27 protein-coding genes are annotated in these 26,742 nt (G+C 71.5%); 5 read left to right on the top strand and 22 right to left on the bottom strand.

Annotated features, from left to right (window positions below; genetic code table 11):
* Positions 1-73 precede the first annotated feature (73 nt).
* Positions 74-1,309 (bottom strand): DUF5685 family protein, encoded by a 1,236-nt coding sequence (locus IE107_RS10835; protein WP_189543770.1) that lies wholly within the window; start codon positions 1,307-1,309, stop codon positions 74-76.
* A gap of 307 nt (positions 1,310-1,616) precedes the next feature.
* Here IE107_RS10835 and IE107_RS10830 point away from each other — a divergent pair, with 307 nt between their 5' ends.
* Positions 1,617-2,054, top strand: coding sequence for a cell division protein SepF (locus IE107_RS10830; RefSeq protein WP_189543510.1), 438 nt, complete (start codon positions 1,617-1,619; stop codon positions 2,052-2,054).
* Between the two features lie 28 nt (positions 2,055-2,082).
* On the opposite strand, the gene IE107_RS10825 is transcribed toward IE107_RS10830, so the two are convergent.
* Both IE107_RS10825 and IE107_RS10820 read right to left on the bottom strand, forming a co-directional pair.
* On the bottom strand, positions 2,083-3,279 hold the full coding sequence (locus tag IE107_RS10825; RefSeq protein WP_189543509.1) for an acyl-CoA dehydrogenase family protein: 1,197 nt from the start codon (positions 3,277-3,279) through the stop codon (positions 2,083-2,085).
* 73 nt (positions 3,280-3,352) lie between these two features.
* A complete protein-coding gene (locus IE107_RS10820; RefSeq protein ID WP_189543508.1) occupies positions 3,353-5,050 on the bottom strand; it encodes an MFS transporter in 1,698 nt (565 codons plus the stop codon).
* 534 nt (positions 5,051-5,584) lie between these two features.
* Here IE107_RS10820 and IE107_RS10815 point away from each other — a divergent pair.
* Positions 5,585-6,592: a phosphatase PAP2 family protein gene (locus tag IE107_RS10815; RefSeq protein WP_189543507.1), complete on the top strand. Its 1,008-nt coding sequence runs from the start codon at positions 5,585-5,587 to the stop codon at positions 6,590-6,592.
* Positions 6,593-6,708: 116 nt separating this feature from the next.
* On the opposite strand, the gene IE107_RS10810 is transcribed toward IE107_RS10815, so the two are convergent.
* The 4 genes from IE107_RS10810 to IE107_RS10795 all read right to left on the bottom strand — a co-directional run bounded on the left by IE107_RS10810 (position 6,709) and on the right by IE107_RS10795 (position 10,483).
* Positions 6,709-6,924: an I78 family peptidase inhibitor gene (locus IE107_RS10810; RefSeq protein ID WP_189543506.1), complete on the bottom strand. Its 216-nt coding sequence runs from the start codon at positions 6,922-6,924 to the stop codon at positions 6,709-6,711.
* Between the two features lie 414 nt (positions 6,925-7,338).
* Complete coding sequence (locus IE107_RS10805) at positions 7,339-8,298, bottom strand: helix-turn-helix transcriptional regulator (protein ID WP_189543505.1); 960 nt, start codon at positions 8,296-8,298, stop codon at positions 7,339-7,341.
* A 56-nt stretch (positions 8,299-8,354) separates the two neighbouring features.
* Positions 8,355-9,203, bottom strand: coding sequence for a transferase (locus IE107_RS10800; protein ID WP_189543504.1), 849 nt, complete (start codon positions 9,201-9,203; stop codon positions 8,355-8,357).
* Positions 9,200-10,483 (bottom strand): glycosyltransferase family 4 protein, encoded by a 1,284-nt coding sequence (locus IE107_RS10795; protein ID WP_189543503.1) that lies wholly within the window; start codon positions 10,481-10,483, stop codon positions 9,200-9,202. Before IE107_RS10795 ends, IE107_RS10800 begins: the two co-directional genes overlap by 4 nt.
* A gap of 357 nt (positions 10,484-10,840) precedes the next feature.
* Between IE107_RS10795 and IE107_RS10790 the strand changes: the two genes are divergently transcribed.
* Both IE107_RS10790 and IE107_RS10785 read left to right on the top strand, forming a co-directional pair.
* Entirely contained in the window at positions 10,841-11,635 is a 795-nt protein-coding gene (locus IE107_RS10790) for a DUF8842 C-terminal domain-containing protein (RefSeq protein WP_189543502.1), read from the top strand.
* 137 nt (positions 11,636-11,772) lie between these two features.
* Complete coding sequence (locus IE107_RS10785) at positions 11,773-12,135, top strand: hypothetical protein (protein WP_189543501.1); 363 nt, start codon at positions 11,773-11,775, stop codon at positions 12,133-12,135.
* Positions 12,136-12,205: 70 nt separating this feature from the next.
* Here IE107_RS10785 and der read toward each other — a convergent pair whose 3' ends face one another.
* From der to IE107_RS10755, 6 genes are all read right to left on the bottom strand, one after another.
* Complete coding sequence (gene der / locus IE107_RS10780) at positions 12,206-13,675, bottom strand: ribosome biogenesis GTPase Der (RefSeq protein WP_189543500.1); 1,470 nt, start codon at positions 13,673-13,675, stop codon at positions 12,206-12,208.
* 64 nt (positions 13,676-13,739) lie between these two features.
* Positions 13,740-14,384, bottom strand: a complete 645-nt coding sequence (locus IE107_RS10775; protein WP_189543769.1) for a lysophospholipid acyltransferase family protein — start codon at positions 14,382-14,384, stop codon at positions 13,740-13,742.
* 8 nt (positions 14,385-14,392) lie between these two features.
* Positions 14,393-15,094 carry a (d)CMP kinase gene (cmk, locus tag IE107_RS10770; protein WP_189543499.1) on the bottom strand — a complete coding sequence of 234 codons (702 nt, stop codon included), beginning with the start codon at positions 15,092-15,094 and terminating at the stop codon, positions 14,393-14,395.
* 126 nt (positions 15,095-15,220) lie between these two features.
* Entirely contained in the window at positions 15,221-16,306 is a 1,086-nt protein-coding gene (locus tag IE107_RS10765) for a prephenate dehydrogenase (RefSeq protein ID WP_189543498.1), read from the bottom strand.
* Positions 16,303-16,665, bottom strand: a complete 363-nt coding sequence (gene aroH, locus IE107_RS10760; RefSeq protein ID WP_189543497.1) for a chorismate mutase — start codon at positions 16,663-16,665, stop codon at positions 16,303-16,305. The genes IE107_RS10765 and aroH overlap by 4 nt, the downstream gene beginning before the upstream one ends.
* A 180-nt stretch (positions 16,666-16,845) precedes the next feature.
* Positions 16,846-17,286, bottom strand: a complete 441-nt coding sequence (locus IE107_RS10755; RefSeq protein ID WP_189543496.1) for a YidB family protein — start codon at positions 17,284-17,286, stop codon at positions 16,846-16,848.
* A gap of 134 nt (positions 17,287-17,420) precedes the next feature.
* On the opposite strand from IE107_RS10755, the gene IE107_RS10750 reads away from it, so the two are divergent.
* Positions 17,421-18,116, top strand: a complete 696-nt coding sequence (locus IE107_RS10750; protein ID WP_189543495.1) for a nucleotidyltransferase domain-containing protein — start codon at positions 17,421-17,423, stop codon at positions 18,114-18,116.
* A gap of 83 nt (positions 18,117-18,199) precedes the next feature.
* On the opposite strand, the gene IE107_RS10745 is transcribed toward IE107_RS10750, so the two are convergent.
* The 9 genes from IE107_RS10745 to IE107_RS10705 all read right to left on the bottom strand — a co-directional run bounded on the left by IE107_RS10745 (position 18,200) and on the right by IE107_RS10705 (position 26,484).
* Positions 18,200-19,222 (bottom strand): ADP-ribosylglycohydrolase family protein, encoded by a 1,023-nt coding sequence (locus IE107_RS10745; protein WP_189543494.1) that lies wholly within the window; start codon positions 19,220-19,222, stop codon positions 18,200-18,202.
* Entirely contained in the window at positions 19,219-19,953 is a 735-nt protein-coding gene (locus IE107_RS10740) for an NUDIX hydrolase (protein WP_189543493.1), read from the bottom strand. The genes IE107_RS10745 and IE107_RS10740 overlap by 4 nt, the downstream gene beginning before the upstream one ends.
* Positions 19,950-21,029 carry an AAA family ATPase gene (locus IE107_RS10735; protein WP_189543492.1) on the bottom strand — a complete coding sequence of 360 codons (1,080 nt, stop codon included), beginning with the start codon at positions 21,027-21,029 and terminating at the stop codon, positions 19,950-19,952. The genes IE107_RS10740 and IE107_RS10735 overlap by 4 nt, the downstream gene beginning before the upstream one ends.
* A complete protein-coding gene (pnuC, locus tag IE107_RS10730; protein WP_189543491.1) occupies positions 21,026-21,679 on the bottom strand; it encodes a nicotinamide riboside transporter PnuC in 654 nt (217 codons plus the stop codon). The genes IE107_RS10735 and pnuC overlap by 4 nt, the downstream gene beginning before the upstream one ends.
* Before the next feature lie 127 nt (positions 21,680-21,806).
* The gene (locus IE107_RS10725) at positions 21,807-22,913 is read right to left on the bottom strand and encodes a pseudouridine synthase (protein ID WP_189543490.1); all 1,107 of its coding nucleotides are present in this window, start codon (positions 22,911-22,913) and stop codon (positions 21,807-21,809) included.
* Entirely contained in the window at positions 22,913-23,560 is a 648-nt protein-coding gene (scpB, locus tag IE107_RS10720) for an SMC-Scp complex subunit ScpB (RefSeq protein WP_189543489.1), read from the bottom strand. Before scpB ends, IE107_RS10725 begins: the two co-directional genes overlap by 1 nt.
* Positions 23,557-24,651, bottom strand: a complete 1,095-nt coding sequence (locus IE107_RS10715; protein WP_189543488.1) for a segregation and condensation protein A — start codon at positions 24,649-24,651, stop codon at positions 23,557-23,559. The genes scpB and IE107_RS10715 overlap by 4 nt, the downstream gene beginning before the upstream one ends.
* A 106-nt stretch (positions 24,652-24,757) precedes the next feature.
* The gene (locus IE107_RS10710) at positions 24,758-25,369 is read right to left on the bottom strand and encodes a hypothetical protein (RefSeq protein WP_189543768.1); all 612 of its coding nucleotides are present in this window, start codon (positions 25,367-25,369) and stop codon (positions 24,758-24,760) included.
* Positions 25,366-26,484, bottom strand: coding sequence for a ParA family protein (locus tag IE107_RS10705; protein ID WP_189543487.1), 1,119 nt, complete (start codon positions 26,482-26,484; stop codon positions 25,366-25,368). The genes IE107_RS10710 and IE107_RS10705 overlap by 4 nt, the downstream gene beginning before the upstream one ends.
* Positions 26,485-26,742 lie beyond the last annotated feature (258 nt).

The following is a 26,742-nucleotide window of genomic DNA, read 5'->3' as shown; positions in this document are numbered from 1 at the left end:
AACCGGCCCGGGTTACCGGTGGGCGCGGCCGGGATGGCCGCGGGGTGTCCGGCCACCGAGCAGGGCGTCCGGATCAGCAGCTGCAGTCGCAGTCGCAGCAGTCGCACGAGCCACAGCAGTCCCCGCAGTTGCTGCAGCAGTCGCACGCCTCGCAGCAGTCCCCGCAGTCGCACTGGTTGCAAAGTCCGTCGCGGCGCCGATGGCTCCACGGATCGTTGAACGTGCCGCAGCACATCTGGCAGGTGCAGGCCAGTCCCGCCCACACCAGGCAGCCCGCGATCAGACCGCGCCGGTCGCGCGGCGGCTCGGGCGGGGGCTGCGGCGGGCCCGCCGGGCCGCCGGGGCTCGGCGCGTACGGATTGCCCGGCGGCGGGCCGAAAGCCCCGGTCTGCCGGGTGCCTGACGGGGCACCGGCTCCGTCCAGGAGCACGCCGCCCGCCTGGTGCGAGCACGACGTGGTACCGAAGGCCCGGTCCACCGACTGGCGCAGTTCGTGCGCCAGCAGCACATGGGCCAGCTTGTCGTCGGTGAATTCCGCGTCACGCAGCGCCAGCCGCACGCCGCGCAGCGCGTCGTCGCACAGCCGCCGGGCCTCCGCACGCGAGGTGCCGGTCGCGGTGAGCGGGTTCCAGGCGCCCGACGCGGCGTCAGCTTCCTGGTCCTCCACGGCGTCCAGCAGATGGGCCAGGCGCCCGAAGAGGCGGCCGGCCTCGGCGAGCGGTTCCGCGTTCTGCGGCTTGCCGGCGAGCACCGCGGTGTGGGCGAAGGCGGCCGCGGTGGCGGTCTCGGTGGGTTCGGTGACCGTGAGCAGCGGGGTGCCGGGCCCGGCGATCAGCTCGATGCCGGTCTGCCGGTCGACGGCGTCCACGAGCAGCGCCGTGTCGAAGCCGAGCTGTGCGCCGGTGCGCGCACCGGCCCGGTCCCAGCCCGCGGCGACCCGGCGCGCGGCGGCGGCGACCGGTCGGCGCCTCAACAGGCCGTCCCCGTCCGCGACGTGGTCCCGGACCTTCGCCGAGGCCAGCACCAGGGAGACGGCGGCGGCCAGCCTGGCTCCCTCGCCACGGGCGACCGGGGCGGTCCGCATGGCGCGCAGCGGGCAGGGCCCCGCCGTGCGACGCCATCCGGTGGTGCGCTCGGACTGAGCCTCCGTCAGAACAGAAACAATCAGACCGTCATAGTTCGTAACGATTCGGGCGAATTGCCCGTGATCGGAGCGAAGTGCGAGGCAGAGCCCGCAGAGATGCGCCATCCACTCGGTCCTGAGCCCCTCGGACAACCGATGGGCACAGGGCCTGACTATTCCGAACACGACGATCCCCCGAGAGTCGTTCACCTTGGCGCCGAGCTCGTGCGGCTGCGCGAGGTGCATCGTACCGAGCACCCCGTTCACCCGTACGTCCCCCACATCACCCATACGGCCCGGGCATCATATTTTCTTTCTTTCAGACCCCTTATGCGGGAGAAACCCTGACGAATCGCCACATCTTCTGTGCCAGTACCGTCACGAATCCCCTGCGCGCCGACTATCCACTTGGCGCACGATCCGCATCATGGACGACCATAGGAAGACGAATGAGATGCGGAACATGACGGAACCGCGGTGAGAGGAGGCGTCCATGGGATCGGTGCGCAAGGCGAGTGCCTGGCTGGGCCTCGTGGAGGACAACGACGATCGGTACTACGACGACGAGTACGCCGAGGGCCCGCAGACCGGGACCGGTCAGGCCTGGGTGACCGACCCCCGGGTGCAGATCGCGTCCGAGGCGGCCGAGGAGACGGGCCGCCGGATCGCCACCGTCACCCCGGACAGCTTCCGGGACGCACGGGCCATCGGAGAGCTCTTCCGGGAGGGCGTTCCGGTGATCGTCAACCTCACGACCATGGACCCCACGGACGCGAAGCGTGTCGTGGATTTCGCCGCCGGGCTGATCTTCGGACTGCGCGGCTCGATCGAGCGCGTGGCCACCCGGGTCTTCCTGCTGACCCCGGCCGACACCCAGGTGGTCACCGAAGCCGCCGGCCGGCCGACCGACGGCTTCTTCAACCAGAGCTGAGCAGGGCGCTCGCCGGACGTTCCGGGGCCTAGCGGAACGCGTCGAGACCGGTGAGCGCCTTGCCCAGCACCAGCTGGTGCATCTCCACAGTCCCTTCGTAGGTGAGCACCGACTCCAGATTCGTCGCGTGGCGCATCACCGGGTACTCCAGCGAGATCCCGTTGGCGCCGAGGACGGTGCGCGAGGTACGGCAGATGTCGATCGCCTCCCGCACATTGTTGAGCTTCCCGAAACTGACCTGCTCCGGGCGGAGCCTGCCCGCGTCCATCCGCCGGCCCAGATGGTGGGCGAGCAGGATGCCCTTGTGCAGTTCCACGGCCATGTCCGCGAGCTTGGCCTGGGTGAGCTGGAAGCCGCCGATCGGCCGGTCGAACTGCTCCCTCGTCCTCGCGTACTCCACGGCAGCCTCGAAGCTGGCGCGGGCCGCGCCCATGGCTCCCCAGACGATCCCGTAGCGGGCATGACTGAGACAGCTGAGCGGACCGCGCAGACCGGTGACCCCCGGGAGCACGGCGTCGGCGGGCAGCCGCACCTCGTCGAGCACCAGCTCACTGGTGACCGAGGCGCGCAGCGACCACTTGTGCTTGATCTCGGGCGCCGAGAAGCCCGGGGTGCCGGTCGGCACGGCGAAGCCGCGGATTCCGTCGTCGGTCTGCGCCCAGACGACGGCGACCCCGGCGACCGAGCCGTTGGTGATCCACATCTTGCGCCCGGTGAGCACCCAGTCCCCGCCGTCGCGCCTGGCGAAGGTGCGCATCCCGGCCGGGTCGGAGCCGTGGTCCGGTTCGGTGAGGCCGAAGCAGCCGATGATCTCGCCGGCCGCCATGCCCGGCAGCCAGCGCTGCCGCTGCTCCTCGGAGCCGAAGCGGTGGATGGCGTACATGGCGAGCGACCCCTGTACGGAGACCAGGGAGCGGATCCCCGAGTCCGCCGCTTCGAGCTCCAGACAGGCCAGTCCGTACTGGACGGCGGTGGCACCCGCGCAGCCGTATCCCTGGAGGGACATGCCGAGCGCGCCGAGCGAACCGAGCTCACGGGCCAGCTCACGGATGCCGGGCAGCTCGCCCTTCTCGTACCACTCGGCGATGTGCGGCAGGACGCGGTCGGCGGCCCAGTCGCGTACGGCCTGGCGGATGGCGAGGTCCTCGGCGCAGAGCAGATCGTCGATGCCGATCGGATCGGCGGGGTCGAACGGTGGGAGCTTCGAGGACTCGGTGGTGGACATGAGAATGCCTCCGGCGGCTCGCGCGATGCTAAAACTAGCAGTGTTAGTTATGGCCTCGCACCGACGTTACGGCTCAGTGCGCCGCCCGTCCAGAGCCGGTCGCCTCGGCGGGTCGGCGGGCCGGATGCGGGAGGGGCCGCTGCGCACGGCCCGGAGCGGGTGCCTCGTGCGCGGTGTGCTGTTCGCGCGCCTCGTTTGCGCCGGCCCGGCCGAGCTCGTCGGGCACCGGCGACGGGCAGTCCATCGCCCGCGGCAGCCGCAGTGCGGCGAGCGCGCCGACCAGCAGCAGAGCGGCGCTGACCAGCAGCGTGACATGCAGTCCCGTGATGAAGGAGTGACGGGCGGTGGAGCGCAGCACCGCTCCCAGCGGACCGCCCAGCCGGTCCGCCACCTGGTAGGCCTCGCCCAGCGAATGGGCGGCGGCCGCACGGGCCGCGGCCGGGACACCCGCTTCGGAAAGCGTCGAGAGCCCGGGGGCGTAAGCGGCGTTCATGACACTGCCGAGCAGGGCGATCCCCATGCCCGCGCCCAGCTGGTACGAGGTCTCGCCGATCGCCGCCGCTCCGCCCGCCCGGTCGGCGGGGGCCTCGCTGAGCATGGATTCGTATGCCCCGAAGAGCGTGGTCTGGAGCCCGAAGCCGAGGGCCACGAAGGCGGTCGTCAGCAGCGCGGGCCGGTCGTGCTGCCCCATCGCGGTGAGGATCAGCACCGAGACGGCCGTGAGCACGAAGCCCCAGCCGACCATCCGGCGCGGTCCGACGCGGCGCAGGGTGTACGAGCCGGTGGCGCCCGCGGCCATGGCGGCGAAGGTGAGCGGCAGCAGCCGCAGACCGGTCTCGAGCGGGCTCAGGCCGAGGACCAGCTGGAGGTACTGCACGGCTATGAGCTCAAGACCGACCAGGGCCAGCATGGCGAGAACGATGCAGCCCACCGCGGTGGAGAAGGCGGGTCTGGCGAACAGCCCGATGTCGATCAGCGGATGCGTACGCCGCTTCTGACGGCGCACGAAGACGGTGAGCAGCAGCGCCCCGATCAGCAGCGGAACGAGCGTGGCCGCGCTCAGCACCTCGCCGGTGCCCGCCCGCTTCACCCCGAGGACCACCCCGAGCACTCCGGCCGCGGCCATCAGCGCGCCCAGCACGTCCCACGGGCCGTCGTGGCTGCCGCGCGACTCGGGCAGGAGCAGCCGTCCGACCGGCAGGATCAGCGCCATCAGCGGGACGTTGATCAGGAAGACCGAGCCCCACCAGAAGTGCTCGACGAGGAAACCGCCGATGACCGGACCGGTGGCGGCGCCCACGGCGGCGACCGCGGTCCAGACGCCGATCGCCATGGCTCGTTCACGCCGGTCGGGAAAGACCTGCCGGAGGATCGACAGCGTCGCCGGCATGATCATCGCGCCGCCGACCCCGAGCAGGGCACGCGCCACGACGAGTACGCCGGGACTGTCGGCCATCGCGGCGATGGCGGAGGCGACACCGAAGAGCGCGTATCCGAGCAGCAGAACGCGGCGGCGGCCGACCCGGTCCCCGAGGGTGCCGAAGAGAATCAGCAGCGACGCGCAGACCAGCGGATAGGCGTCGACGATCCAGAGCAGACCGACCGCGCTGGGCCGCAGGTCCTCGGTGACGGCGGGTACGGCGACGTGGAGCACGGTCGAGTCGAGTGCCACGAGCAGGAGGCTGAGGCAGAGGACGACGAGGACGACCCATCGATTGGCACCGTCGGCTGCTGAGCGCAGCCGGATTCGGGCTGTGGCCGTCCCGGACATGCATGTACCTCCCAAAAGGTCCCTCGCGCTCGGCGGGCCAACCGGGGACGCGGCGGTTCGCCGCTCCTCATGGCCCGGCATCGACGGGCGAGTGATCCGTCAGCGTACGCGAGTTCGGAGCCCTCACACATGGCCCACCTCATACCCGGCCGGACCACGGAGTGTGGCGTACGCCACGCCGCCCCACCGCCCGGACCTGCGAAGACCCCCTCCGCACCCGGCACAGGACGGTACTCGGCCGTCCCCGCACGGCGCACGCCGGGCCCGCACCGAAAGCGGCCGGTGACCGGGCCGACACCGTCCGTTCCACTCCCGCCGGGCCCCGACAAATTCATACCGGCACTTCCTGTGCTTTCCTGCCCACTCCCAAACACCCTTCCGAAATGCGTGCGAAATAAATATCGCGAAGGCCCTTCGAGACACTTGGGAAGGTCGGGAATTAAGGCCGCGTTGAGACATAGTCCACATCACATCGTCATCACAAAGAGACCGGATCGCCCTGGTCCCGCACTAACTCGCTGTAACGTCGATTGGGTGCGTACCGACATCTTTGCCCGGCTGGACCGGGAGCCGGAGCCGCCGAAGATAGAGCCACCGCGGATGAGTCGTCACCGCATCGCACTCTTCGGCGGGACGTTGGCGTTCTATCTCGCCATCGTCATTGCCGTGCTGACCTCGTCCTGGCTGGTGACCCTGGACTGGAAGGTCATGCTCTTCCGGCCGTATCAGCAGTGGCCGGAAATCCATGCGTTCCTCGACTACTACATCGTGCTCGGGCAGCGCGGACCCACCGCCACCATGGTCGCCTGCTGGCTCGGCTGGCGCTCCTGGCGGCAGCACACGCTGCGACCGCTGCTGACGCTGGGCGCGGCACTGCTGCTGCTCAATGTGACGGTCGGCGCGGTCAAGATCGGCCTGGGACGCCTCGGCCCGCACTACGCGACCCAGATCGGCTCCGCGGAGCTCTTCGCCGGCGGCGATATATTCCCTTCCGGCCACACCGCCAACGCGGTCGTGACCTGGGGAATCCTCGCCTATCTGGCCACCACCCCGCGAGCGAGGCGCTATCTGTCGGCCATGTCGGCCATCGTCTCGCTCGGCGTCGGCCTCACCACCGTCTATCTCGGTACGCACTGGCTCAGCGATGTCCTGCTGGGCTGGGCGGCGGGGCTGCTGATCATGCTGGGCCTGCCCTGGGTCGAGCCGCTGATCACCCGGGCCGAGGCATGGATCTTCGCCCAGCGCGACAACCTGCGGGGATTCGGCCGCCCCGTTCCCTCCGTGCCGGTCGCGGCCGGCGGCCCCAGGACCGTGCTGCTGCCGCAGCCGGAGGGCGGCGACGCCCCGGCGCTGGAGCCAGCCGTCGCGGCGGCCTCGGGCGGCACCGCCACCCGCTCGCGCACGCACGCCTCGCATCCGGCGCATCTGGTGCGCTCGGAGCGGACCCCGGTCACCCCGTCCGGCAGTCGGCGCCCGCCGCAGACCGCCGACCGCACCCCGCGCGGCGGCACGAGCCCGGCCCGCCCGGTGGCCGGCGGCTGAGCCCCCGGCGAGCACGGGGCCGGTACGCACAGCCGCTCCCCCGGACATGAGTGAAGGCCCCGACCGCGGTCGGGGCCTTCACTCATGTCCGGGGGAGCGCGCCCGGGGCGCGGCGCTCAGCCCACCCAGCAGCGGGTGACGACGGCGGCGTCGACCTCGAAGTTGATCCGCCCGTTCCGGAACTCCATGGTGATGATCGCGCCCGGCGGCAGGGATCTGACGGTGCTCCAGCCATGGCTGCGGGCCCGCCGTTCGGCGGCGTCGGCAGCGAGGCCGACGTACTCACCGGGCGCGTCGTCGGGCTGGACGGGAGGGGTCGGTAGGGGTGCCATGCCCTTCACCGTAGGCGGCCGCGGGCGGCGACGGAAGCCGGGGCGACCGCCACCGCCGGGCATCCTCACGTTCCCCGCCGGTCACACTTCTGTCACAGGATCACGACACGCCTGCCGTATGAATCACGCCACCCGATCACGCTGCCGGGGGACCGGACACACAGTAATCACACAGGCTGGAAAACGATCAGGCGAAAGGCCCGGAATCAGAACGGAATATCCTGCGCCGAGAGCCTGGAATTCCCATTCCGAATAACCTGTGTAAATGAGCAGGTCGCCGGGAATTCGCGCTTCCTTATGGCAGCCTTATCCTCTGGTCACAATATTCGCGATGCGGTACGGGTACGGCCGCCGACTGCCATCGGTATAGCGGGCGGCCCCGGCCGTCCGTATGGTGTCGTCGCAGGCGGGGCCTCACTCCAGGGCCCTGGTGAGCCGGTCCCTGGCCGCCCTGATCGCGTCCTGGAGCTCCGGCGGTTCGACCACCTCGAAGTCGAATCCCAGCATCATCACGTGGATGACCAGCACGTCCAGAGTGGCCGCCCCGGCGCGCAGCAGACAGGTATCGGCGTCGACCGCCTCCAGCACCCCGGCCGAGGGCGAGATCCGCTCGGCCGCGCGCTCGATCCCGGCCTTCAGCCGGACCACCGCCCGCGTCGGGTACACGGATGTGGAGATCCCCTTCGAGACATAGGCGGCCAGATCCTCGGCGGGCGCGTCACGCGGGGCGAACCTCGGGCCGTGCGGCGGCGTGGGGGTGATCCGGTCAGCCCGGAACGTACGCCAGTCCGCACGGTCCAGGTCCCAGGCGACGAGGTACCAGCGGCGCTCGGTGCACACCAGCCGGTGCGGTTCGACGGTCCGCCGCGAGACGGAGCCGGAGTGGTCCCGGTACTCGAAGCGCAGCCGTTCGGCGTCCCGGCAGGCCCCGGCGAGTTCGGTCAGGACGCCCGCGTCGGCGACCGGCCCGGCGGGCCCGCGGAGCAACGGCACGGTGAAGGTGTTCAGCGCGTTCACCCGCCGCCGGAGCCGGTCCGGCAGCACCTGTTCCAGCTTGGCCAGGGCGCGTACGGAGGTCTCGCCGATGCCCTCGACGCCGTGGCCCGCCGCGGTGCGCAGGCCGACCGCGACGGCGACGGCCTCTTCGTCGTCCAGGAGCAGCGGCGGCAGCTGGGCACCGGAGCCGAGCTGGTATCCGCCGCCGGTACCGGGACTGGCGTTGACCGGGTAGCCCAGTTCGCGCAGCTTGTCGACGTCGCGCCGGACGGTCCGCGGGGTGACGCCGAGCCGGTCGGCGAGATCGGCGCCGGACCAGTCGCGGTGCGCCTGGAGCAGCGAGAGCAGACGCAGCAGTCGTGCCGAGGTCTCCAACATGGGGCGAGTCTGCCAGGGCTTGCGGACAGCGTCCGTCCGCGAGCCCGGCGCGGATCTCAGGGAGACGGTTCCGGTTCGAGCCGGACGCAGAGGTCGTTGTCGGTGGAGTAGCAGGGTGTGGCGCGGACGCCCTTCCCCGCGCTGCGGCCCGGGTAGACGAAGATCTTCTTGCGGTCCCAGACGTCGTCGAGGATGCGGGAGATCCGTACATCGCGGGCCGGCTCGCCCTCCGCCGCCCCGGGGACCAGCCAGAGCGTCCACAGCTGCTGTGCGGTGACGGCGCCGTCGGCCAGCCGGTCGAGCGGGAGCGTGAAGGCGAAGGCGCCCTCCTGCCCGGCGACCGGCACCCGCAGGACCCGGCCCCCGGCACCGGGTCCTCGCGCCTCGACGCGGGCGCCGGTGCCGAGGCCCGTCCCGTACAGCGTGCCCTCGACGGTCATCCCGGTCCCGTCGAAGGTCACCGGTCCGGCCTCGGCGTGCGGTGCGCGCAGCCAGCAGCGGACGGCGAGCCTGCCGTCGAGGGTCGGGTACGGGATGCGGACCGCGATCCGCCCGCCCGCGGGTACGCGGTCGACGAGCAGGCGCAGGTCCCTGATCCCGGGCTCGACGGCCACGGCCTTGCCGTCGTCCTCGCCCGGCTCCCGCAGATACACGTCCCAGCGGCCCTCGGCGGACTGCGTGGTCCCCGGCAGCACCGCGCGCAGCCGTCCGTCGCGCAGCGGGCTCAGCGACAGCCGTACGGTCTCGGCGTCGCGGCCCCGGCCCTTGGCACCGCGCAGCCGGAGCAGCAGTTCGGGCCTCTCCCCGTCCTCACTGCGGTGGGGGTCGAGGTCGAAGGTGATCCCGCCGTCGGGTCCCACGGTGCAGTCGGCCCGCGGCGTCCTTCGCACTGCGGAGGCGGTCATACGGTCTTCCCCTTGCGGATCGCGGCGGCTGCCTTGTAGCGCAGGGCGTACGCCCCGTCCAGCACGGTGCCCCGGGCGCGGTGGAGCGTAGTACTCATCGCGCCGTGCGAGCGGTTGCCCGGGCCGCGCGAGGCGAGTTCGGTGAAGAGCCGTTCATGGCGTTCGGCGATCCGGGAGGGGTCGAAGCGCTGCGAGGCGGAGAGCGCGGCAAGGCCCGCGCGGTGCCGTGCGTCGTCGTCCTCGATGAGTCCGAGCAGGGCGTCGGCCACCGCGGCCGTGTCACCGACGGGCACCAGCCGTCCGTCGGTGCCGTCGTCGATGATCTCGCGGGGCCCGTGCGGGCAGTCGGTGGCGACGACCGGCAGCCCGCAGCGCATCGCCTCGACGATGGTCATGCCGAAGGACTCGCGGTCCGAAGTGACCGCGGCGATCGACCCCTTGGGCCACTCGGCCTCCAGCGGATTGACCGGTCCCATCAGGAACACGTGGTCGTGCAGCCCGAGTTCACCGATGAGCGTGAGCAGTGCCTGCCGTTCGTTCCCGGTCGCGTCACCGCCGCCGTAGATCCGCAGCCGCCAGTCCGGGCGGACCGCGACCACGTCGGCGAACGCCCGTACGAGCAGGTCGTACCGCTTGACCTTGTGCAGCCGGCCTGCGGCGATCACCCACTTGCGGTCGCCGTCGGCGGGCGGGACCGTCGGCGCGGGCACGCTGTTGGGAATGGCCTCGATCCGTACGCCGGGCAGCCTGAACCCGGTCCGGTAGGCGTGGGCGTCGGCGTCGGTGACGGTGGTGATCGCGTCGAGCAGGGTGTAACGGTGGGCGATCTCGCGGCGCAGCCGGTAGCCGTGACTGTCGAGGGTGAGGTGTTCCTGCCCGATCCGGACCGGGCCGCGGCGGGCCTGCCTGCTGATGTGCACATTGAGCCCCGGCCGGGTTCCGACCACCACGTCCGCCTCCAGGGAACGCAGATGGTCCGCCACCCGTGCGTCGCTCAGCCTGCTGTACTGCCGGTACCTGCTGTCGCCGCGCGGGAACACCGTCGCGGGACGGGCGTATTCGGCCGAGTCGCCGTCGTACGTCGGGCTCTTCTTCCGCAGATCGACGAGGTGGCTCAGGCGCACCCCTTCGGGGGCGCCCAGCGCGGGGACGTCGCGGTGCCGGAAGACCGAAACGATCTCGATGTCATGGTGCCCGGCCAGCTCCCCGGCGAGATTGAACGTCGTGCGGATCGTGCCCCCGACTCCATAGGCGTTGTGGAGCAGGAAAGAAATGTGCATGAAACGCCATATCTCCCGGTTCGGCTGATCAGCGGCAGGCTGCACTTGGCATGACGACACAGGCTCATCCACGGTTCACTGCACATGGGGGCGAGTTTCGGTCAGCTGCGAACTCGCCCGCTTTCCCGCTTTGTCGATGTATCGGCGCACCGGTGCGTGATCGAGTCGACCACATCGCGCCCCACCAGATCAGGACAAACAGCCACTGATCGGTCTCCAGGGTCTTGAGATTCACCCTCTGCGCCGGTTGGTTCGATTACGTTCCTTTTCTCGCGTGACCCCGGCCGCGGCTCGCCCGTTGTCATTTCCATGAGCCGGGAACCACCCGGCGCACGCACCGAGTTCGAGGAGCCACCCGTGCCGCGCATGCTCGACGTCAGCGAGGACGTACGCGCCGAGATCGGCGACGCCGAAGCCGACCGGCTGCTCGTCGGCGACAACGCCCCGGGCAGTTACGACTGCACTTCCTGCCGCACCCCCGGCGACTCCGAGCAGGAACGCACCAGCACGGTGCTCTTCGTCGGCGACGAGACCGCCGTCCTCGCCTTCGCGCACGCGACGTGCATCCCCTCGCAGGTCGTCCAGGTCGCCGAGGAGCAGCTGCAGGGCGCCGTACGCAGCATCACCGGCAACAACGGCTCCGGCGACGCGGCGCAGCCGCAGGGCCTGACCACCGAGCAGGCCGTCCTCGGGATCACCAGCGGCCTCGTCCTGATCGGCGACGAGCTCCACCCGGCCCTCGTCGTCGAACCGACCGGTGCCATCGCCCGTCCGGGCACGGACGGCAGCCGGGGCGACGAATTCCTCCAGCTGCTGCTGGAGCAGGGCTTCCACCCGGTCCACCGGATGGACCAGGTGCCCGCCATGCTGCACGGCTGGTCGATCCTGCTCGCCGTGGGCCAGCTGCACGCCGTGCTCCAGCCGGGCATCGGCGGCGGCGCACCGGTCGCCTGGTGGCAGGCGCACGCACCGCTCCAGGTCACCGAGGGCTGGCGGACCGCGGCCAACAAGTCCCGGACCGTCCTCGTCTTCGCCGCGCCCGCCGGGGCGATCGGCCAGCAGCCCCGCGAGGACCTGCTGCGCGACGCCCTGGACAGGGCCGCGGCCGGAGGGCTCCTGGTCGCCGCCGCGATGCCGCTGGCCGGTACCTGATCATGACGGCCCGACCCTCGCACCGGCGGCGAACAGCTATTTCTCCGCCGCGCCCGCATCCGACGGTCACCGGGGTCGTTGGCACATACGTGCACTCATACGACTCCTCCCACCAGCGCCCGAGCCCGATCCCTGGCATGCGGCCCTCGCAGGATCCCTCGGGCGGTCCGTCCCAGACCCCGATCTACGACGCGCTGTACTCCGAGTACCGCCGCTCGTTCCGGGCGCTGCCGGGTGATCGGAGCGGCGAGGAAAATCTCGGCTTCGTGGCCTTCGGCACCGGGCTCTCCGGCAGCCGTCTCCCGTTGAGCGGCCATTCCGGCCACTCCGCCGGCTTCTCCACCGGTCTCGCCGTCACCGGCGGGTCCGCCAGGCACAGTGGCAGCACCGGCAGCGGCTCCGGCTCACACACCAGCAGCCTCGGTTCCTGGCAGCGGGTGGGCCGGCACTCCGGGCGCACCCAGCCGGCGGCCCTGCCCCCGGGCTCGCGCGGGGACTGAGCGTACGACAGAGCCCCGGACCGTCTCGGACGAGAGACGCTCCGGGGCTCTGTCGTTACGCCCTTGCCCCCTACTTGTTGCGGCCGCGCTTCTCACGGACCCGCACCGAGATGTGGATCGGGGTGCCCTCGAAGCCGAACTCCTCACGCAGCCGGCGCTCGACGAACCGTCGGTAGCCGTGCTCCAGGAAGCCCGAGGCGAACAGCACGAAGCGCGGCGGCTTGGTGCCGGCCTGGGTACCGAAGAGGATCCGGGGCTGCTTGCCGCCGCGTACGGGGTGCGGGTGGGAGGCGACGATCTCGCCGAGGAAGGCGTTCAGCCGGCCGGTGGGGATGCGGGTCTCCCAGCTGGCGAGCGCGGTCTCGATCGCCGGGACGAGCTTTTCCATGTGCCGGCCGGTGACGGCCGAGACATTGACCCGCGGTGCCCACGCGATCTGCGCGAGCTCCGTCTCGATCTCCCGCTCCAGGTAGTAGCGGCGCTCCTCGTCGAGCTTGTCCCACTTGTTGTACGCGATCACCAGGGCGCGTCCGGCCTCCACGGCCATGGTGATGATGCGCTGGTCCTGGACGCTGATGGACTCGCCCGCGTCGATCAGGACGACGGCGACCTCGGCCTTCTCCACAGCGGCGGCGGTACGCAGCGAGGCGTAGTAGTCCGCGCCCTCCTGCAGGTGGACGCGGCGGCGGATGCCGGCCGTGTCGATGAACTTCCAGGTGATGCCGCCGAGCTCGATCAGCTCGTCGACAGGGTCGCGGGTGGTGCCGGCGAGCTCGTTGACGACGACGCGGTCCTCGTTGGCCACCTTGTTCAGCAGCGAGGACTTGCCGACGTTCGGGCGGCCGATGAGCGCGATCCGGCGCGGGCCGCCGATCGCGGTGCCGAAGCGCTGGGCGGGGGCCTCGGGAAGCGCTTCGAGAACGGCGTCGAGCAGGTCGCCGGTGCCGCGGCCGTGCAGCGAGGAGACCGGGTGCGGCTCGCCGAGACCCAGCGACCACAGCGCCGTGGCGTCCGCCTCGCCGCTCTGTCCGTCGACCTTGTTGGCGCACAGCACGACCGGCTTGCCGGCCCGGCGCAGCAGCTTGACGACGGCTTCGTCGGTGTCGGTCGCGCCGACGGTCGAGTCGACCACGAAGACGACCGCGTCGGACGCCTCGATCGCGTACTCGGCCTGGGCGGCGACGGAGGCGTCGATGCCCAGCACGTCCTGCTCCCAGCCGCCGGTGTCGACGACCTTGAAGCGGCGGCCCGCCCACTCGGCCTCGTAGGTGACGCGGTCACGGGTGACGCCGGGCTTGTCCTCGACGACCGCCTCGCGGCGGCCGATGATCCGGTTCACCAGCGTCGACTTGCCGACATTGGGGCGGCCGACGACGGCGAGCACGGGCAGCGGGCCGTGTCCGGCCTCGTCGATGGCGCCCTCGACCTCTTCGAGGTCGAAGCCCTCCTCCGCGGCGAGCTCCATGAACTCCGCGTACTCGGCGTCGCCAAGCGCTCCGTGCTCGTGGTCCGAGCCGTCGGAGTGAATCTGGTCGTTCATGAAGTCCGTTCCTCTTTGCATCATCGATGGGCCACGAACCCGCGGCCCACTACTCAAGTCTTACCTAGCGCCCGGTGAAACGCCTGGCCTCGTCCAGATGGGCGGTCAGCCGCCCCTGGATCCGTACCGTCGCCTCGTCCAGCGCCTTGCGCGTACGCCTGCCGCTTCGGTCGCCCGCCTCGAAGGCATCGCCGAAGACGACGTCGACCCGGCTGCGCAGCGGCGGCAGTGCCGATATCAACCGTCCGCGGCGCTCGGTGCTTCCCAGGACGGCCACGGGCACGATCGGTGCGCCGCTGCGCACCGCGAAGTACGCGAGCCCGGCACGCAGGGAGGCGAAGTCGCCCTCGCCCCTGGTGCCCTCGGGAAAGATCCCGAGCGCCCCGCCGTTCTCCAGCACGCCGAGGGCCTGGGTGATGGCGGTGCGGTCGGCGGTCGTACGGTCCACCTTCAGCTGACCGATTCCGCGCAGGAACGGGTCGAGCGGGCCGACGAACGCCTCCTTCTTGATCAGGAAGTGGACGGGCCGGGGCGCGGTGCCCATCAGCATCGGACCGTCGATGTTGTGAGAGTGGTTCACCGCGAGTATGACGGGTCCGGAGGCGGGGACTCGCCACGCACCGAGGACGCGGGGCTTCCACAGCCCGTACATCAGCCCGATGCCGATCCCGCGCCCGACCGCCGCACCGCGCGGCGAGGGCGAGCCCATGGCCTGGGTCACTTCGTGGCCCGCTTCTCCTCGACGAGGGTGACGACGCACTCGATGACCTGCTGAAGGGTCAGCTCGGTGGTGTCCACCTCGACCGCGTCGTCCGCCTTGGCGAGCGGGGAGGTCTTGCGGCCGGAGTCGGCCGCGTCCCGCTTGATCAGCGCCTCCTTGGTGGCGGCGAGGTCGGAGCCCTTGAGCTCTCCGCTGCGACGGGCGGCGCGGGCCTCCGGGGAAGCGGTGAGGAAGATCTTCAGGTCGGCGTCGGGCAGCACGGTGGTGCCGATGTCCCGGCCCTCGACCACTATGCCCCGCTCGGCCGCGGCGGCGATGGTGCGCTGGAGCTCGGTGATCCGGGTGCGCACCTCGGGGACCGCACTGACGGCGCTGACCCTGGAGGTGACCTCCTGGGTACGGATCGGGCCCGCGGCGTCCTCGCCGTCGACGGTGATCGTCGGGGCGGCGGGGTCCGTGCCGGAGACGATGACCGGCTTGGCGGCCGCGGTCGCCACCTCCACCGCGTCCTGCACGTCGATGCCGTTGTTCAGCATCCACCAGGTGATCGCCCGGTACTGGGCGCCGGTGTCCAGGTAGCTCAGGCCGAGCTGCGCGGCGACGGCCTTGGACGTGCTCGACTTGCCGGTGCCGGAGGGCCCGTCGATGGCGACGATCACTGCGGCCGGGGCCGTACGGGTTTCCACGGTGGTGGACACCTTCCTGGTACACGGGGTGGGCGGGACGGGGGCGCGTGCGAACCCGCCCCGCACAAGGTTACCGAGTGCCGGAGCGGGTCTCTGCACCCCTGTGGACAACGGCCTTCCGGTCCCGCCGCCCCGGGCCTACTGGCGTATCGACCAGCCCCGCTCGCGCAGCGCGGCACTCAGTGCGGGGGCCGCGCTCGGCTCGACCATCAGCTGGACCAGGCCGGCCTGCTGCCCGGTGGCGTGCTCGATGCGCACGTCCTCGACGTTGACCCCGGCCCGTCCGGCGTCGGCGAAGATCCCGGCCAGCTCGCCCGGCCGGTCGCTGATGAGCACGGACACCATCTCGTACGCGGTGGGGGCGGTCCCGTGCTTGCCCGGCACCCTGACCCGGCCCGCGTTGCCGCGGCGCAGGACGTCCTCGATGCCCTCGGTGCCCTCGCGGCGCCTGTCGTCGTCCTCGGACTGCAGGCCCCGCAGCGCCCGTACCGTCTCGTCCAGGTCGGCGGCGAGACCGGCCAGCACGTCGGCGACCGGTCCGGGGTTGGCGGCGAGGATCTCCACCCACATCCGGGGGTCGGAGGCGGCGATCCGGGTGACGTCCCTGATGCCCTGGCCGCAGAGGCGTACGGCGGTCTCGTCGGCCTCCTCCAGGCGGGCGGCGACCATCGAGGAGATCAGCTGCGGGGTGTGGGAGACCAGGGCGACGGCCCGGTCGTGCGCGTCGGCGTCCATGACGACCGGGACGGCACGGCAGAGCGCGACCAGTTCCAGGGCGAGGTTGAGGACCTCGGTGTCGGTGTCATGGGTCGGGGTGAGGACCCAGGGCCGGCCCTCGAACAGGTCCGCGGTGGCGGCGAGCGGGCCCGATCGCTCCTTGCCGGCCATGGGGTGGGTACCGATGTACGGCGTGAGGTCGAGGCCGAGGGCCTCCAGCTCACGACGCGGGCCGCCCTTCACGCTGGCGACATCCAGGTAGCCGCGGGCGATGCCGTCCCGTATGGCCGTGGCCAGCACCGAGGCCACATGAGCGGGCGGCACGGCGATGATCGCCAGATCCACCCGGTCCTCGGGCGCCTCGTCCGTACCGGCGCCCAGCGCGGCGGCGGTACGGGCCGACTGGGGGTCGTGGTCGACGAGGTGGACCTGGATGCCGCGCCCGGCGAGGGCGAGGGCTGCGGAGGTGCCGACGAGGCCTGTTCCGATGACGACGGCGGTTCTCACTGGGCGATGTCCTTGCGGAGTGCGGCGGTGGCGCCGAGGTACACATGGGCGATCTCGGACTTGGGAAGGTACGTCTCGACGTGCGCCAGGATGCGCACCACACGGGGCATGGCCCCCACGATGTCCAGCTCCTGGGCGCAGATCAGCGGTACGTCGACGATACCGAGCCCGCGTGCGGCGGCGGCCGGGAAGTCGCTGTGCAGGTCGGGTGTGGCCGTGAACCAGATGCTGATCAGATCGTCCGCGACAAGACTGTTGCGCTCCAGGACGGCGTTGAGCAGGGCACCGACCCGCTCGTCCATGTGCCCGGCCTCGTCCTGTTCCAGCTGGACGGCTCCGCGGACCGCTCGTACCGCCACGTCGTGCTCCTCGGTTCTTCGTACGTGTCGCGCCTGCTGTCCGCCTGCGTGATCTCTCTGCCCGGCCAGCCTAGAGGGGGGCGGGGCGGGCGGTCGGCGGTGCTCTGCAGGTGAGACGGCGCGACGCGCGGCCACGGCCCGGCCCGATGCGCCGGACGGGCCCCCGGACCGCTTCCGCTGTCAGAGTTGCTGCTCCCGGACCAGGTCCTCGATCGAGCGGCCCTCCGGCACCTCCCCCGACGGGGTCAGCTTGTCGACCGCCGTCGGCAGCGACCGGGCGATCTCGTCGGCCGCCTGCTGCGGGGTGACCCACGCTTCCCGGGCGACCTTCTCCAGGGCTTCGTCCGGCAGCGCCTCGCTGATCCGGGCGCCGCTGGCCGCCTGGTTCTCACCGGTGCCGACCCAGGACTGCATCTGGTCGACGAGGCCGGACCTGGTGAGCATCCCGATCAGCCCTTCGAGCGCGTTGCCACCGCCGACGCCCGTACCGCCCTGGCCGCCGCCGAGCGCGCCGAGCAGCGCGCCGAGGGTGTTCCCCGCGCCGTCCGCTCCGGCCGAGCCGCCGCTCCGGCCGCCGCCCGGCAAGCCGCCCAGCAGGCCACCGAGATCGTTTTCTGCCATGGTCCTGCCTTTCCGAAGGGGATGATTTATCGACAATGTCGATCAGAACCCGGCCTTCTGCCACGTGGCGGGATGCCTGAGGGCGCCTCGCAATCCCCGGTGCAACCCGTTTCCGCTCACGTACGCTCGCCGCCATGATCACCCCCGGCCCCGAGGCTCTCGTACGCGACCACACGGTCTACTCCTGCGTGGTGGGCTCACGCGCCTTCGGGCTCGCCACGGAAGGGAGCGACACCGACCGGCGCGGCGTGTTCCTCGTGCCGACCCCGCTGTTCTGGCGGTTCGAGAAGCCGCCGACGCATGTCGAGGGCCCGGCGCAGGAGCAGTTCTCCTGGGAGCTGGAGCGCTTCTGCGAGCTCGCGCTGCGCGCCAACCCCAATGTGCTGGAGTGCCTGCACTCACCACTGGTGGAGCACATCGATGCCGTGGGCCGTGAACTCCTGTCCCTGCGCGGGGCGTTCCTCTCCCGGCTGGCCCACCGGACCTTCGCCCGCTACGCGTCGGGCCAGCGCAGGAAGCTGGAGGCGGACGTACGGCTGCACGGGGCGCCGCGCTGGAAGCACGCCATGCATCTGCTGCGGCTGCTGGCCTCCGGCCGGGACCTGCTGCGCACGGGCGAACTCACGATCGAGGTGGGCGCGGCCCGCGAGGAGCTGCTGGCGGTGAAGCGGGGCGAGGTGTCGTGGGCGGAGGTCGAACGCCGGATGCACCGCCTCGCCGAGGAGAACGACGAGGCGGTGAAGGACTCCCCGCTCCCCCCGGAGCCGGACCGGGCCCGGGTGGAGGACTTCCTGATCCGCACCCGCCGGGCGTCCGCGTGCTGCCCTTAGGGTCCTTCGTCCGGATCATGCCGGGCTCGCGGGGCCGGAACGCACCGGACCCCGCTCCCCCGTACTCCGCCTCGGCCTGCGCCTCAAGAATCCCAGAGCGCCCCCAGGGACAGCAGATCGCTGCGGTACTCGATCCGCTCCGCCCACTCCTTGGGCCAGGCCCCGGCGCCCAGGTGTGCCCCGGCGAACGCGCCGGTCAGGCAGCCGAGGGAGTCCGAGTCGCCCCGGGTGCAGGCGGCGCGGCGCAGTGCGGTGACGGGGTCCTCGGGGAAGAGGAGGAAGCAGTGCAGGGCCGTGGCCAGGGCCTCCTCGGCGATCCAGCCGTCGCCGGTCAGCTCGCAGGGGTCGGTCTCCGGGGACGGGTCGCGCAGCGCCTCCTGGACGCGGGCCAGGGCGGTGAGGCATTCGTCCCAGCCGCGCTGGATGTACAGCTCGGGCGAGGAGTCGCCCGCGTACCGCCAGAGGTCACCGAGCCAGCGCGTGAGGTAGCGGCCGCTGTTCTCGTACGCGTACGAACGCAGCTGCCCGATCAGACCCATGGGTTCCGCCCCCTGCGCCAGCAGGTGCACCGCGCGGGCCGTCAGGTCGGACGCGGCGAGCGCGGTCGGATGGCCGTGGGTGAGGGCCGCCTGCAACTGGGCGGCGCCGGAGCGCTGTTCCTCGCTCAGCCCGGGTACGAGCCCGACCGGCGCGACCCGCATGTTGGCGCCGCAGCCCTTGGAACCGGTCTGGCTGGCCTCCTGCCAGAGCCGGTCGCTGTCGAGCAGGCGGCAGGCCGTCATGCAGGTGCGGCCGGGGGCGCGGTTGTTGTCGGGCGAGTGGTACCAGTCGACGAACTCCTCGCGCACCGGGCGGGTCAGCCGCAGCGGGGTGAGCAGCCCGCGGTCCATGGCGGTGCGGATGCCCCGTCCCAGGGCCAGTGTCATCTGGGTGTCGTCGGTGACGATCGCGGGCTTCGGCAGCCGCATCGCACGCCACGGCCCGCTCTTGGCGAGGATCGACGGCACGTTGTTGAACTCGGTCGGGAAGCCCAGGGCGTCGCCGAGCGCGAGCCCGGTCAGCGCGCCGGTGGCGGCCTGTTTGGTGATGGTCCTGGTCACGATCACGTGCTTCTTCCTTCCGGTCTCAGCAGTGGAGGGTGCAGGGCGGTGGCGGCACCCGCCCGGTAGAGCGCGGCCGGCTTTCCCCGTCCGCCGGTGCGGCGCGGCGATCCCTCCAGGGCCTGGACGAAGCCGGGCGTGGTGAGGACCTTGCGCCGGAAGTTGGGACGGTCCAGTTCGACGCCCCAGACCGTCTCGTACACCTGCTGGAGTTCCCCCAGGGTGAATTCGGGCGGGCAGAAGGCGGTGGCCAGACAGCTGTATTCGAGCTTCGCGCCGATCCGGTCGTACGCGTCGGCGAGGATGCGGTCGTGGTCGAAGGCGAGCGGACCGAGCGCCCCGGCGTCCCACCACCGGGCGCCGGCCGCGTCGCCGCCGCCGCGCGGCTCGGGCAGGTCGGGCACGAGCGCGGCGTATGCGACGGAGACCACCCGCATCCTGGGGTCGCGGTCCGGATCGCTGTAGGTGCGCAGCTGTTCCAGGTGGAGGGCGCCGGCGGTGTCCTCCGTCAGCCCGGTCTCCTCGGCGAGCTCCCGGCGGGCGGCGGACTCGGCGGACTCCCGGGGCAGGACGAAGCCGCCGGGCAGCGCCCAGTGCCCCTTGTACGGGTCCTCGCCCCGTTCGACGAGCAGGACGTGCAGCCGGCCGCCGCGGACCGTGAAGACGGCGAGGTCGACGGTGACCGCGAAGGGTTCGAAGGCATGCGGGTCGTAGCCCGCGGGGGCGCCTGTGCTCATCGGTGCTCCGGCAGGGGCGCGGCGAACTTCCAGCTGTCGGCGAGCAGGGCGTCGACTGCGGCGACCGCGGTGGCCAGGCGCTCCTCGTGGGTTCCGGTGAGTTCGACGAACCGTCTTCCGGTACGGGTGAGTTCGGCCCGGAAGCGGTCGGTCATCCAGGGGCGCAGCTCTTCGCCGTCGCGCAGTCCGTCGTCCTCGAAGGCGACGCCCTCGTGGTCGGTGAGCAGCCACAGGTGGTGGGCGACCCGGTCGGCCCTCTCCTCGACGAGCGGGTTGCGTCCGCCGATGTACCGCTCGTGCCAGACGGTGGTGGCGAAGGAGTCGGTGTCGCAGATGAGCACCGGCGACCCGGTGCGCGCGGCCGCGTCCTCCATGGCGTTCTGGGTCTCGGCGATCAGCGGGAAGTCGTCGGTGGTGAAGGCGACGTCCTCCCACTGGGCCCCGGGCCACCGCTCGCGCAGGGCGGCCAGCTTCTGTTCGCTGAACTCCCGCCCGTACTCGGCGACGTATCCGGTCCGCGCCCAGACGCCGCCGCGTCGGCGGTAGTGGTCGGTGAGGGCACGGGCCATCGTCGTGGTGCCGGTGGATTCCGCGCCGAGGACGACGATCCGGCGGGCGAGGGCGGCCCGTACGGGCGGCTCCAGGAAGTCCCAGCAACCGACCGGGTCCTTGCGGACGGCGGTGCCGGAGACCGGGAAGACCGTGCGGTCGGGGTCGACACAGACCGGCTCGGCACCGAACCGGCGGGCGAGTTCGTCCCCGTACGACTCCGAGGTGAAGACGGCGTCCACCGGCTCGGGCACGGCCCCGGTGAAGACGGCCATGTGCGCGTCCCAGATCGCCGGGTCGTGGAGGTCCATCCGGATGTCGTCGACGGCGCCGACAACCCGCACGTCCGGGTGCACCTCCCGCATCCAGGCCACCCGGTCGGCGAGCGGCACGGACTCGACGGAGGCGGCGCAGACCAGGACGGTCAGCCGCTCGCAGCGGTCCTGCGCGGTGCGGACGAGGTGGTGGTGGCCGGCGTGCGGCGGGTAGAACTTGCCGAGGACCAGCCCGTGTCCGTAGCGCTTCATACCGCCGCCTCCGCCAATCGCCGCGGCTGCCCGGCGAGATCGTGCTTCCAGTTGCGCAGGCCGATCAGGCAGAGCGTCAGGAAACCGGCGTACAGCAGCGAGGTCAGGTAGAGCTCCTTGTACGCGTACAGCGGGATGTAGACCACGTCGGCGGCGATCCAGAGCCACCAGGACTCGACGAGCTTGCGGCACTGTCCGTACGTCGCCGTCAGGGAGAGCGCGGTCGTCAGGGCGTCCCAGAAGGGGACGGTCGAGTCGGTGGCGCGGTCGAGCAGGACGGTGAGGGCGAGGGTCCCCACCGCCCCCGCCACGAGCAGCCAGGCCCATTCGGCGCGTGTGGTGCGCCGCACCGGCAGCTCGGGCGAGCCCGGTCCGCCCCCGTGGGTCCAGGTCCACCAGCCGTACACGGCGAGGGCGATGAAGACGACCTGGAGGCCGGCGTCGGCGTACAGGCCGGCCTGGGTGAACAGCAGGATGAAGAAGAGGTTGTTGGCGATGCCGATCGGCCAGTTGGCGAGGTGCTGGCGGGCCACGAGCCATACGCACAGTGCCCCGCTGCCGAAGCCGAGCACCTCGGTCCAGCTGACCGGGGTGTCGAGCACCGTCACCAGGGGTTGTTGCAGGGGATCGAGGAAATCCGCGAGACTCACGCTCGCCTCCTTAATAGTCATTCTGACTATAAAGGCGGAACGGGTGCAGCAAAAGGCCCGCGGCCGGTTCCTGTTCGAAAACCGAGAACAGGAACCGGCCGCGGGCCGTGGAGCGGACGGAGGAGGGTTACAGACCGACCTCGCGCATCAGCATGCCGACCTCGGTGTTGGTGAGGCGGCGCAGCCAGCCGGACTTCTGGTCGCCCAGCGGGATCGGCCCGAAGGACGTCCGCACGAGCCGCTCGACCGGGAAGCCGGCCTCGGCCAGCATCCGGCGGACGATGTGCTTGCGGCCCTCGTGGAGGGTCACCTCGACCAGGTAGTTCTTGCCGGTGTTCTCGACGACCCGGAAGTGGTCGGCCCGGGCGTACCCGTCCTCCAGCTGGATGCCGTCCTTGAGCCGCTTGCCCAGGTCGCGCGGGAGCGGTCCCTGGATGGCGGCCAGGTAGGTCTTCTTCACCCCGTACTTGGGGTGGGTCAGGCGGTGGGCCAGCTCGCCGTGGTTGGTGAGCATGATGATGCCCTCGGTCTCGGTGTCCAGCCGGCCGACGTGGAAGAGCCGCGTCTCACGGTTGGTGACGTAGTCGCCGAGGCACTGGCGGCCGTCCGGGTCCTCCATCGAGGAGACGACACCGGCGGGCTTGTTCAGCGCGAAGAAGAGGTAGGACTGGGCGGCGACGGTCAGGCCGTCGACCTTGATCTCGTCCCTGTTCACATCGACGCGCATGCCCTGCTCGACGACGATCTCGCCGTTGACCTCGACGCGGGCCTGCTCGATCAGCTCCTCGCACGCCCGGCGCGAGCCCATGCCGGCCCGGGCGAGGACCTTCTGCAGCCGTTCGCCCTCCTGCTCGGCGCCCGGGTGGGTCCGGGGTGTCCTGATGTCGGGCTTGTTCGCGTACCGGTCGCGGTTGCGCTGCTCGATCTTGGCGTCGAGCTCACGCGGACGGGACGGGGCGCCCTGGCGACGCGAACCACCGCTCCTGGCGCCCTGCGCGGGCTTCGGGCCGCCCTTGGCGCCGCCCCGGGCCGCCGCGCCGCGTCCCTTGCGGGGGCCGTCGCCGCTCTTCTCCCCGGTGGCGCCCACGTCGTAACGGCGCTCCTCGGGCCGGGGCCGGCGGGGACGCTGCTCCTGCTTGCCGTCGCGCCCGGCGCCGGCACCGCGAGGGTTCCGGCTGCCGCCGCTCCTGCCGCCGCCGCTGCCGCTTCCGCTGTTCCTGCCACTGCTTCGCATCAAAATTCCGTCTTGTCGTCTGCGTGAGTATCCGGGGTGTCCGGTGCGTCCGGATCGAACGACGGCACACCCTCTAGCGTCTCAGCCTCGATCGCGTCCGCCTCGGGGAGGAAGGGCGCGAGCTCCGGGAGCTCATCCAGGCCACGCAGGCCCATCCGCTCCAGAAAGTAGTTCGTCGTCCTGTACAGGATCGCACCTGTTTCGGGTTCCGCGCCCGCTTCCCCCACCAGACCCCGCTGGAGCAGGGTCCGCATGACCCCGTCGCAGTTCACACCGCGGACCGCGGAGACCCGGGAGCGGCTGACCGGCTGGCGGTACGCGACCACCGCGAGTGTCTCCAGCGCCGCCTGGGTCAGCCGGGCCTGCTGGCCGTCCAGGACGAAGGCCTCCACGGCCGCCGCGTACTCGGGGCGGGTGTAGAAGCGCCAGCCGCCCGCCACCAGCCGCAGTTCGAATCCGCGGCGCTGCACGGTGTACTCGTCGGCCAGCTCGCGCAGCGCGTCCGCGACGGCCCTGCGGGGCCGCTCCAGCACCTTGGCGAGGTGCTCCTCGGTGGCGGGCTCGTCCACGACCATGAGGACGGCCTCCAGCGCGGGCCCGAGGTCGAGATCCGCGACGGTGGAGGCGGTGCTCTCCTGCTGACTCATGCCTTCCCATCCTCCTGGACGTCCTGTGTCTCGGGGTCGAACTCGTCCGTGACGACGGGCCCGGCCCCCTCTCCCCCGGCCCAGCGCACCAGGAGCTCCCCGAGCGCCTCGTCCTGGTCGAGCGCGACGGCCTTCTCCCGGTACAGCTCCAGCAGCGCGAGGAACCGTGCGACGACGGTGAGGGTGTCCGGGGCGTCCTCGGTGAGCGTACGGAAACTGGCCTCCCCCGCCTCCCGCAGCCGGGCCACCACGATCTCGGCCTGCTCCCGCACACTGACCAGCGGGGCGTGGATGTGGTCGACGTACACCTGCGGCTCGGCCTTCGGCTGCATCGCCTTCACGGCCAGCGCGGCGAACCCCTCCGCCCCGATGCTGATCACGACCTCGGGCAACAGCTCGGCGTGGTGGGGCTCCAGCCCCACGGTCCGCGGGAACCGCCGCCCCTCGGACGCCAGCCGGTCGCTGAGGATCTCCGCGATGCGTTTGTACGCGCGGTACTGGAGCAGCCGGGCGAAGAGCAGGTCCCGCGCTTCGAGCAGCGCCAGATCCGCCTCGTCCTCCACCTCGGCGGCGGGCAGCAGCCGGGCCGCCTTCAGGTCGAGCAGGGTCGCGGCGACGACGAGGAACTCGGTGGTCTGGTCCAGGTCCCAGTCCGGCCCCATGGCACGGATGTGCGCCATGAACTCGTCGGTGACCTTCGACAGGGCGACCTCGGTCACATCCAGCTTGTGCTTGGCGATGAGCTGGAGGAGCAGGTCGAACGGCCCCTCGAAGTTCGCCAGCCGGACGGTGAACCGCCCGTCGTCGGGCTCGGAGGACTCGGAGGACTCGGAGGACTCGGAGGGCTCGGAGGGCTCAGAAGGCTCGGGAAGCCCGCCGGGCTCGGGCGCCGCGGCGGGCGCTTCCACGGGCACTTCGGGCACCGCAACGGGCGTCCCGACAGACGTCTCGACGGACGGTTCGGTGGGCGGCGGCGGGGCGAACGCCTCCGCACCGGCACCCCCGCCGTCCGCCGGCTGCCCGGACCGGCCGCCCGGACCGCGCCCCAGGGGGCGGCGGGGGGTGCGGGCGGGCTCGTCGGTCGTCGGCATGAAGGTCCAGGGGCAGCGGGATACGGGCGGCGGGCCGTGGCCCGTACGGGGCCGGACCGCTCCTTCGGCGGCGCCCCCACCGGGCAGGCTACCGGCGCCTCGCCCGTCAGCGGCCGCGCAGCCGCCTTACGAGGATGCTCGCGTCGCCCCGCGACTCCAGATCGGCGAGCACCACCGCGACCGCCTCACGGACGATCCGCCCGCGGTCGACCGCGAGCCCGTGCTCCCCGCGCAGCACCAGGCGGGCGTGTTCGAGGTCCATCAGTTCCTCGGCCGAGACGTAGACGGTGATCTTCTCGTCGTGGCGCTCGCGCCCGCTGGGCCGCCGGTTCGCCCCGCGCCCGGCTCCGCGCCTGCGCTGCGGCTGGACGGCGGACGCGGAGGCGGGGACCGCCTCCTGCGGGGCCGGTGACGCGGCCGCCGGCGCGGACTGCTGGGGCCTTCGGCCCGGCTGCGCGGCCACCGCGCCCCGGTCACCGCCGCGGGTGCGCGATTCCGCCGCGTCGGCGTCGGCCGCGGAGTGCTCCTCGCGCGAAGCGCCTTCGGGGGCCTGTGCCGGGTCCGCCCCGGCTCCGTCCGCCCCGGAGTCGCTCTCGCCGGCCGGACCGGGCACCCGGGCCTCGCCGTTCGCCTTGCGTCGCCGGTCCGCGGGGGACGAGGCCTGGAGCCCCATTCCTCCGGTGGTACGGAACAGTTCGTCGGCCCCGGGCAGACTCACTCGGCGTGACACCGGGCGAGCACCTCCCTGGCGAGCTGGCGATAGGCGGCGGCACCGACCGAGTTGGAGGCGTACGTGGTGATGGGTTCACCGGCGACGGTGGTCTCCGGGAAGCGCACGGTGCGCCCGATGACCGTGTGGTAGACGTGATCGTCGAATGCCTCGACGACGCGCGCGAGGACCTCACGGCTGTGCACCGTACGGGAGTCGTACATGGTGGCGAGGATGCCGTCCAGCTCCAGATCGGGGTTGAGGCGCTCCTGGACCTTCTCGATGGTCTCGGTGAGCAACGCCACACCACGCAGCGCGAAGAACTCGCATTCGAGCGGCACTATGACCTTGTGGGCCGCCGTGAGGGCGTTCACGGTGAGCAGACCGAGCGAGGGCTGGCAGTCGATCACGATGTAGTCGTAATCGGCCATCAGCGGCTTCAGGGCACGCTGCAGCGTGGACTCCCGGGCCACCTCGCTCACCAGCTGCACCTCGGCGGCGGACAGGTCGATGTTGCTGGGCAGCAGGTCCATGTTCGGGACCGCGGTCTTCAGCAGCACCTCGTCGGCCGACATGCCCCGCTCCATGAGCAGGTTGTAGACCGTGAGGTCGAGCTCCATCGGGTTGACGCCGAGCCCGACCGACAGGGCTCCCTGCGGGTCGAAGTCGACGAGCAGGACGCGCCGCCCGTACTCCGCGAGCGCGGCGCCCAGGTTGATGGTCGACGTGGTCTTGCCGACGCCGCCCTTCTGGTTGCACATCGCAATGATCTTCGCGGGACCGTGGTCGGTCAGCGGGCCCGGGATCGGGAAGTAGGGCAGGGGGCGACCGGTCGGGCCGATCCGCTCGCGGCGCTGGCGGGCAGCGTCGGGCGCGAGGGTGGCCGCGTACTCCGGGTCGGGCTCGTACTCGGCGTCGGGGTCGTAGAAGTGCCCCTGGGGCACCTCGTCGAAGTCGGCGAAGCGGGCGGTCTCCCGGCCACTCTCGTTGCCGGCCATGGCGTTCACGTGTAGGCCGTCCATCATCTGGGGGGCTGTCGTCATGTGCTGTTGGGTGGCGAAGGTGCGGACAGCGACGGAGCCGACAGCCTCCAGCCCGTTCGGGCTCTGGCCCCGTGCAGGCATCCCTGGATGAACACCCCCGGGAGTAAATGTCGACTCATTCACAAGTCGTCTTACCTCCTTGGACGTGACCAGGAAACTTATCGATAGGTCAGCGTGGCACCATGCCGACGATTGGCGACTCTATGGCGTGTCACCGCTCCGCAGCAACACAATCCGCCGGACCCGGCCCGATGTGTCGGCAATCGAACACCCCGCTGTCAAGGGTGCGCAGCCACCGGGGTGCGGTTTTAACGGGTGTACGAATCGGATGAAGAGTTA

The organism is Streptomyces gelaticus, from assembly GCF_014649535.1.
In the GTDB taxonomy this organism is placed as follows: domain Bacteria; phylum Actinomycetota; class Actinomycetes; order Streptomycetales; family Streptomycetaceae; genus Streptomyces; species Streptomyces gelaticus.
Note: the sequence above shows the minus strand (reverse complement) of the source record. Positions and strands in the feature narration are given on the sequence as shown.

Coding starts and splice junctions, on each gene's coding strand:
- IE107_RS10830 (WP_189543510.1), top strand. CDS start 1,617: ATGGGATCGGTGCGCAAGGCGAGTGCCTGGCTGGGCCTCGTGGAGGAC.
- IE107_RS10825 (WP_189543509.1), bottom strand. CDS start 3,279: ATGTCCACCACCGAGTCCTCGAAGCTCCCACCGTTCGACCCCGCCGAT.
- IE107_RS10820 (WP_189543508.1), bottom strand. CDS start 5,050: ATGTCCGGGACGGCCACAGCCCGAATCCGGCTGCGCTCAGCAGCCGAC.
- IE107_RS10810 (WP_189543506.1), bottom strand. CDS start 6,924: ATGGCACCCCTACCGACCCCTCCCGTCCAGCCCGACGACGCGCCCGGT.
- IE107_RS10805 (WP_189543505.1), bottom strand. CDS start 8,298: ATGTTGGAGACCTCGGCACGACTGCTGCGTCTGCTCTCGCTGCTCCAG.
- IE107_RS10800 (WP_189543504.1), bottom strand. CDS start 9,203: ATGACCGCCTCCGCAGTGCGAAGGACGCCGCGGGCCGACTGCACCGTG.
- IE107_RS10795 (WP_189543503.1), bottom strand. CDS start 10,483: ATGCACATTTCTTTCCTGCTCCACAACGCCTATGGAGTCGGGGGCACG.
- IE107_RS10785 (WP_189543501.1), top strand. CDS start 11,773: ATGCGGCCCTCGCAGGATCCCTCGGGCGGTCCGTCCCAGACCCCGATC.
- der (WP_189543500.1), bottom strand. CDS start 13,675: ATGAACGACCAGATTCACTCCGACGGCTCGGACCACGAGCACGGAGCG.
- IE107_RS10775 (WP_189543769.1), bottom strand. CDS start 14,384: ATGGGCTCGCCCTCGCCGCGCGGTGCGGCGGTCGGGCGCGGGATCGGC.
- IE107_RS10755 (WP_189543496.1), bottom strand. CDS start 17,286: ATGGCAGAAAACGATCTCGGTGGCCTGCTGGGCGGCTTGCCGGGCGGC.
- IE107_RS10750 (WP_189543495.1), top strand. CDS start 17,421: ATGATCACCCCCGGCCCCGAGGCTCTCGTACGCGACCACACGGTCTAC.
- IE107_RS10740 (WP_189543493.1), bottom strand. CDS start 19,953: ATGAGCACAGGCGCCCCCGCGGGCTACGACCCGCATGCCTTCGAACCC.
- IE107_RS10735 (WP_189543492.1), bottom strand. CDS start 21,029: ATGAAGCGCTACGGACACGGGCTGGTCCTCGGCAAGTTCTACCCGCCG.
- IE107_RS10725 (WP_189543490.1), bottom strand. CDS start 22,913: ATGCGAAGCAGTGGCAGGAACAGCGGAAGCGGCAGCGGCGGCGGCAGG.
- scpB (WP_189543489.1), bottom strand. CDS start 23,560: ATGAGTCAGCAGGAGAGCACCGCCTCCACCGTCGCGGATCTCGACCTC.
- IE107_RS10715 (WP_189543488.1), bottom strand. CDS start 24,651: ATGCCGACGACCGACGAGCCCGCCCGCACCCCCCGCCGCCCCCTGGGG.
- IE107_RS10705 (WP_189543487.1), bottom strand. CDS start 26,484: ATGCCTGCACGGGGCCAGAGCCCGAACGGGCTGGAGGCTGTCGGCTCC.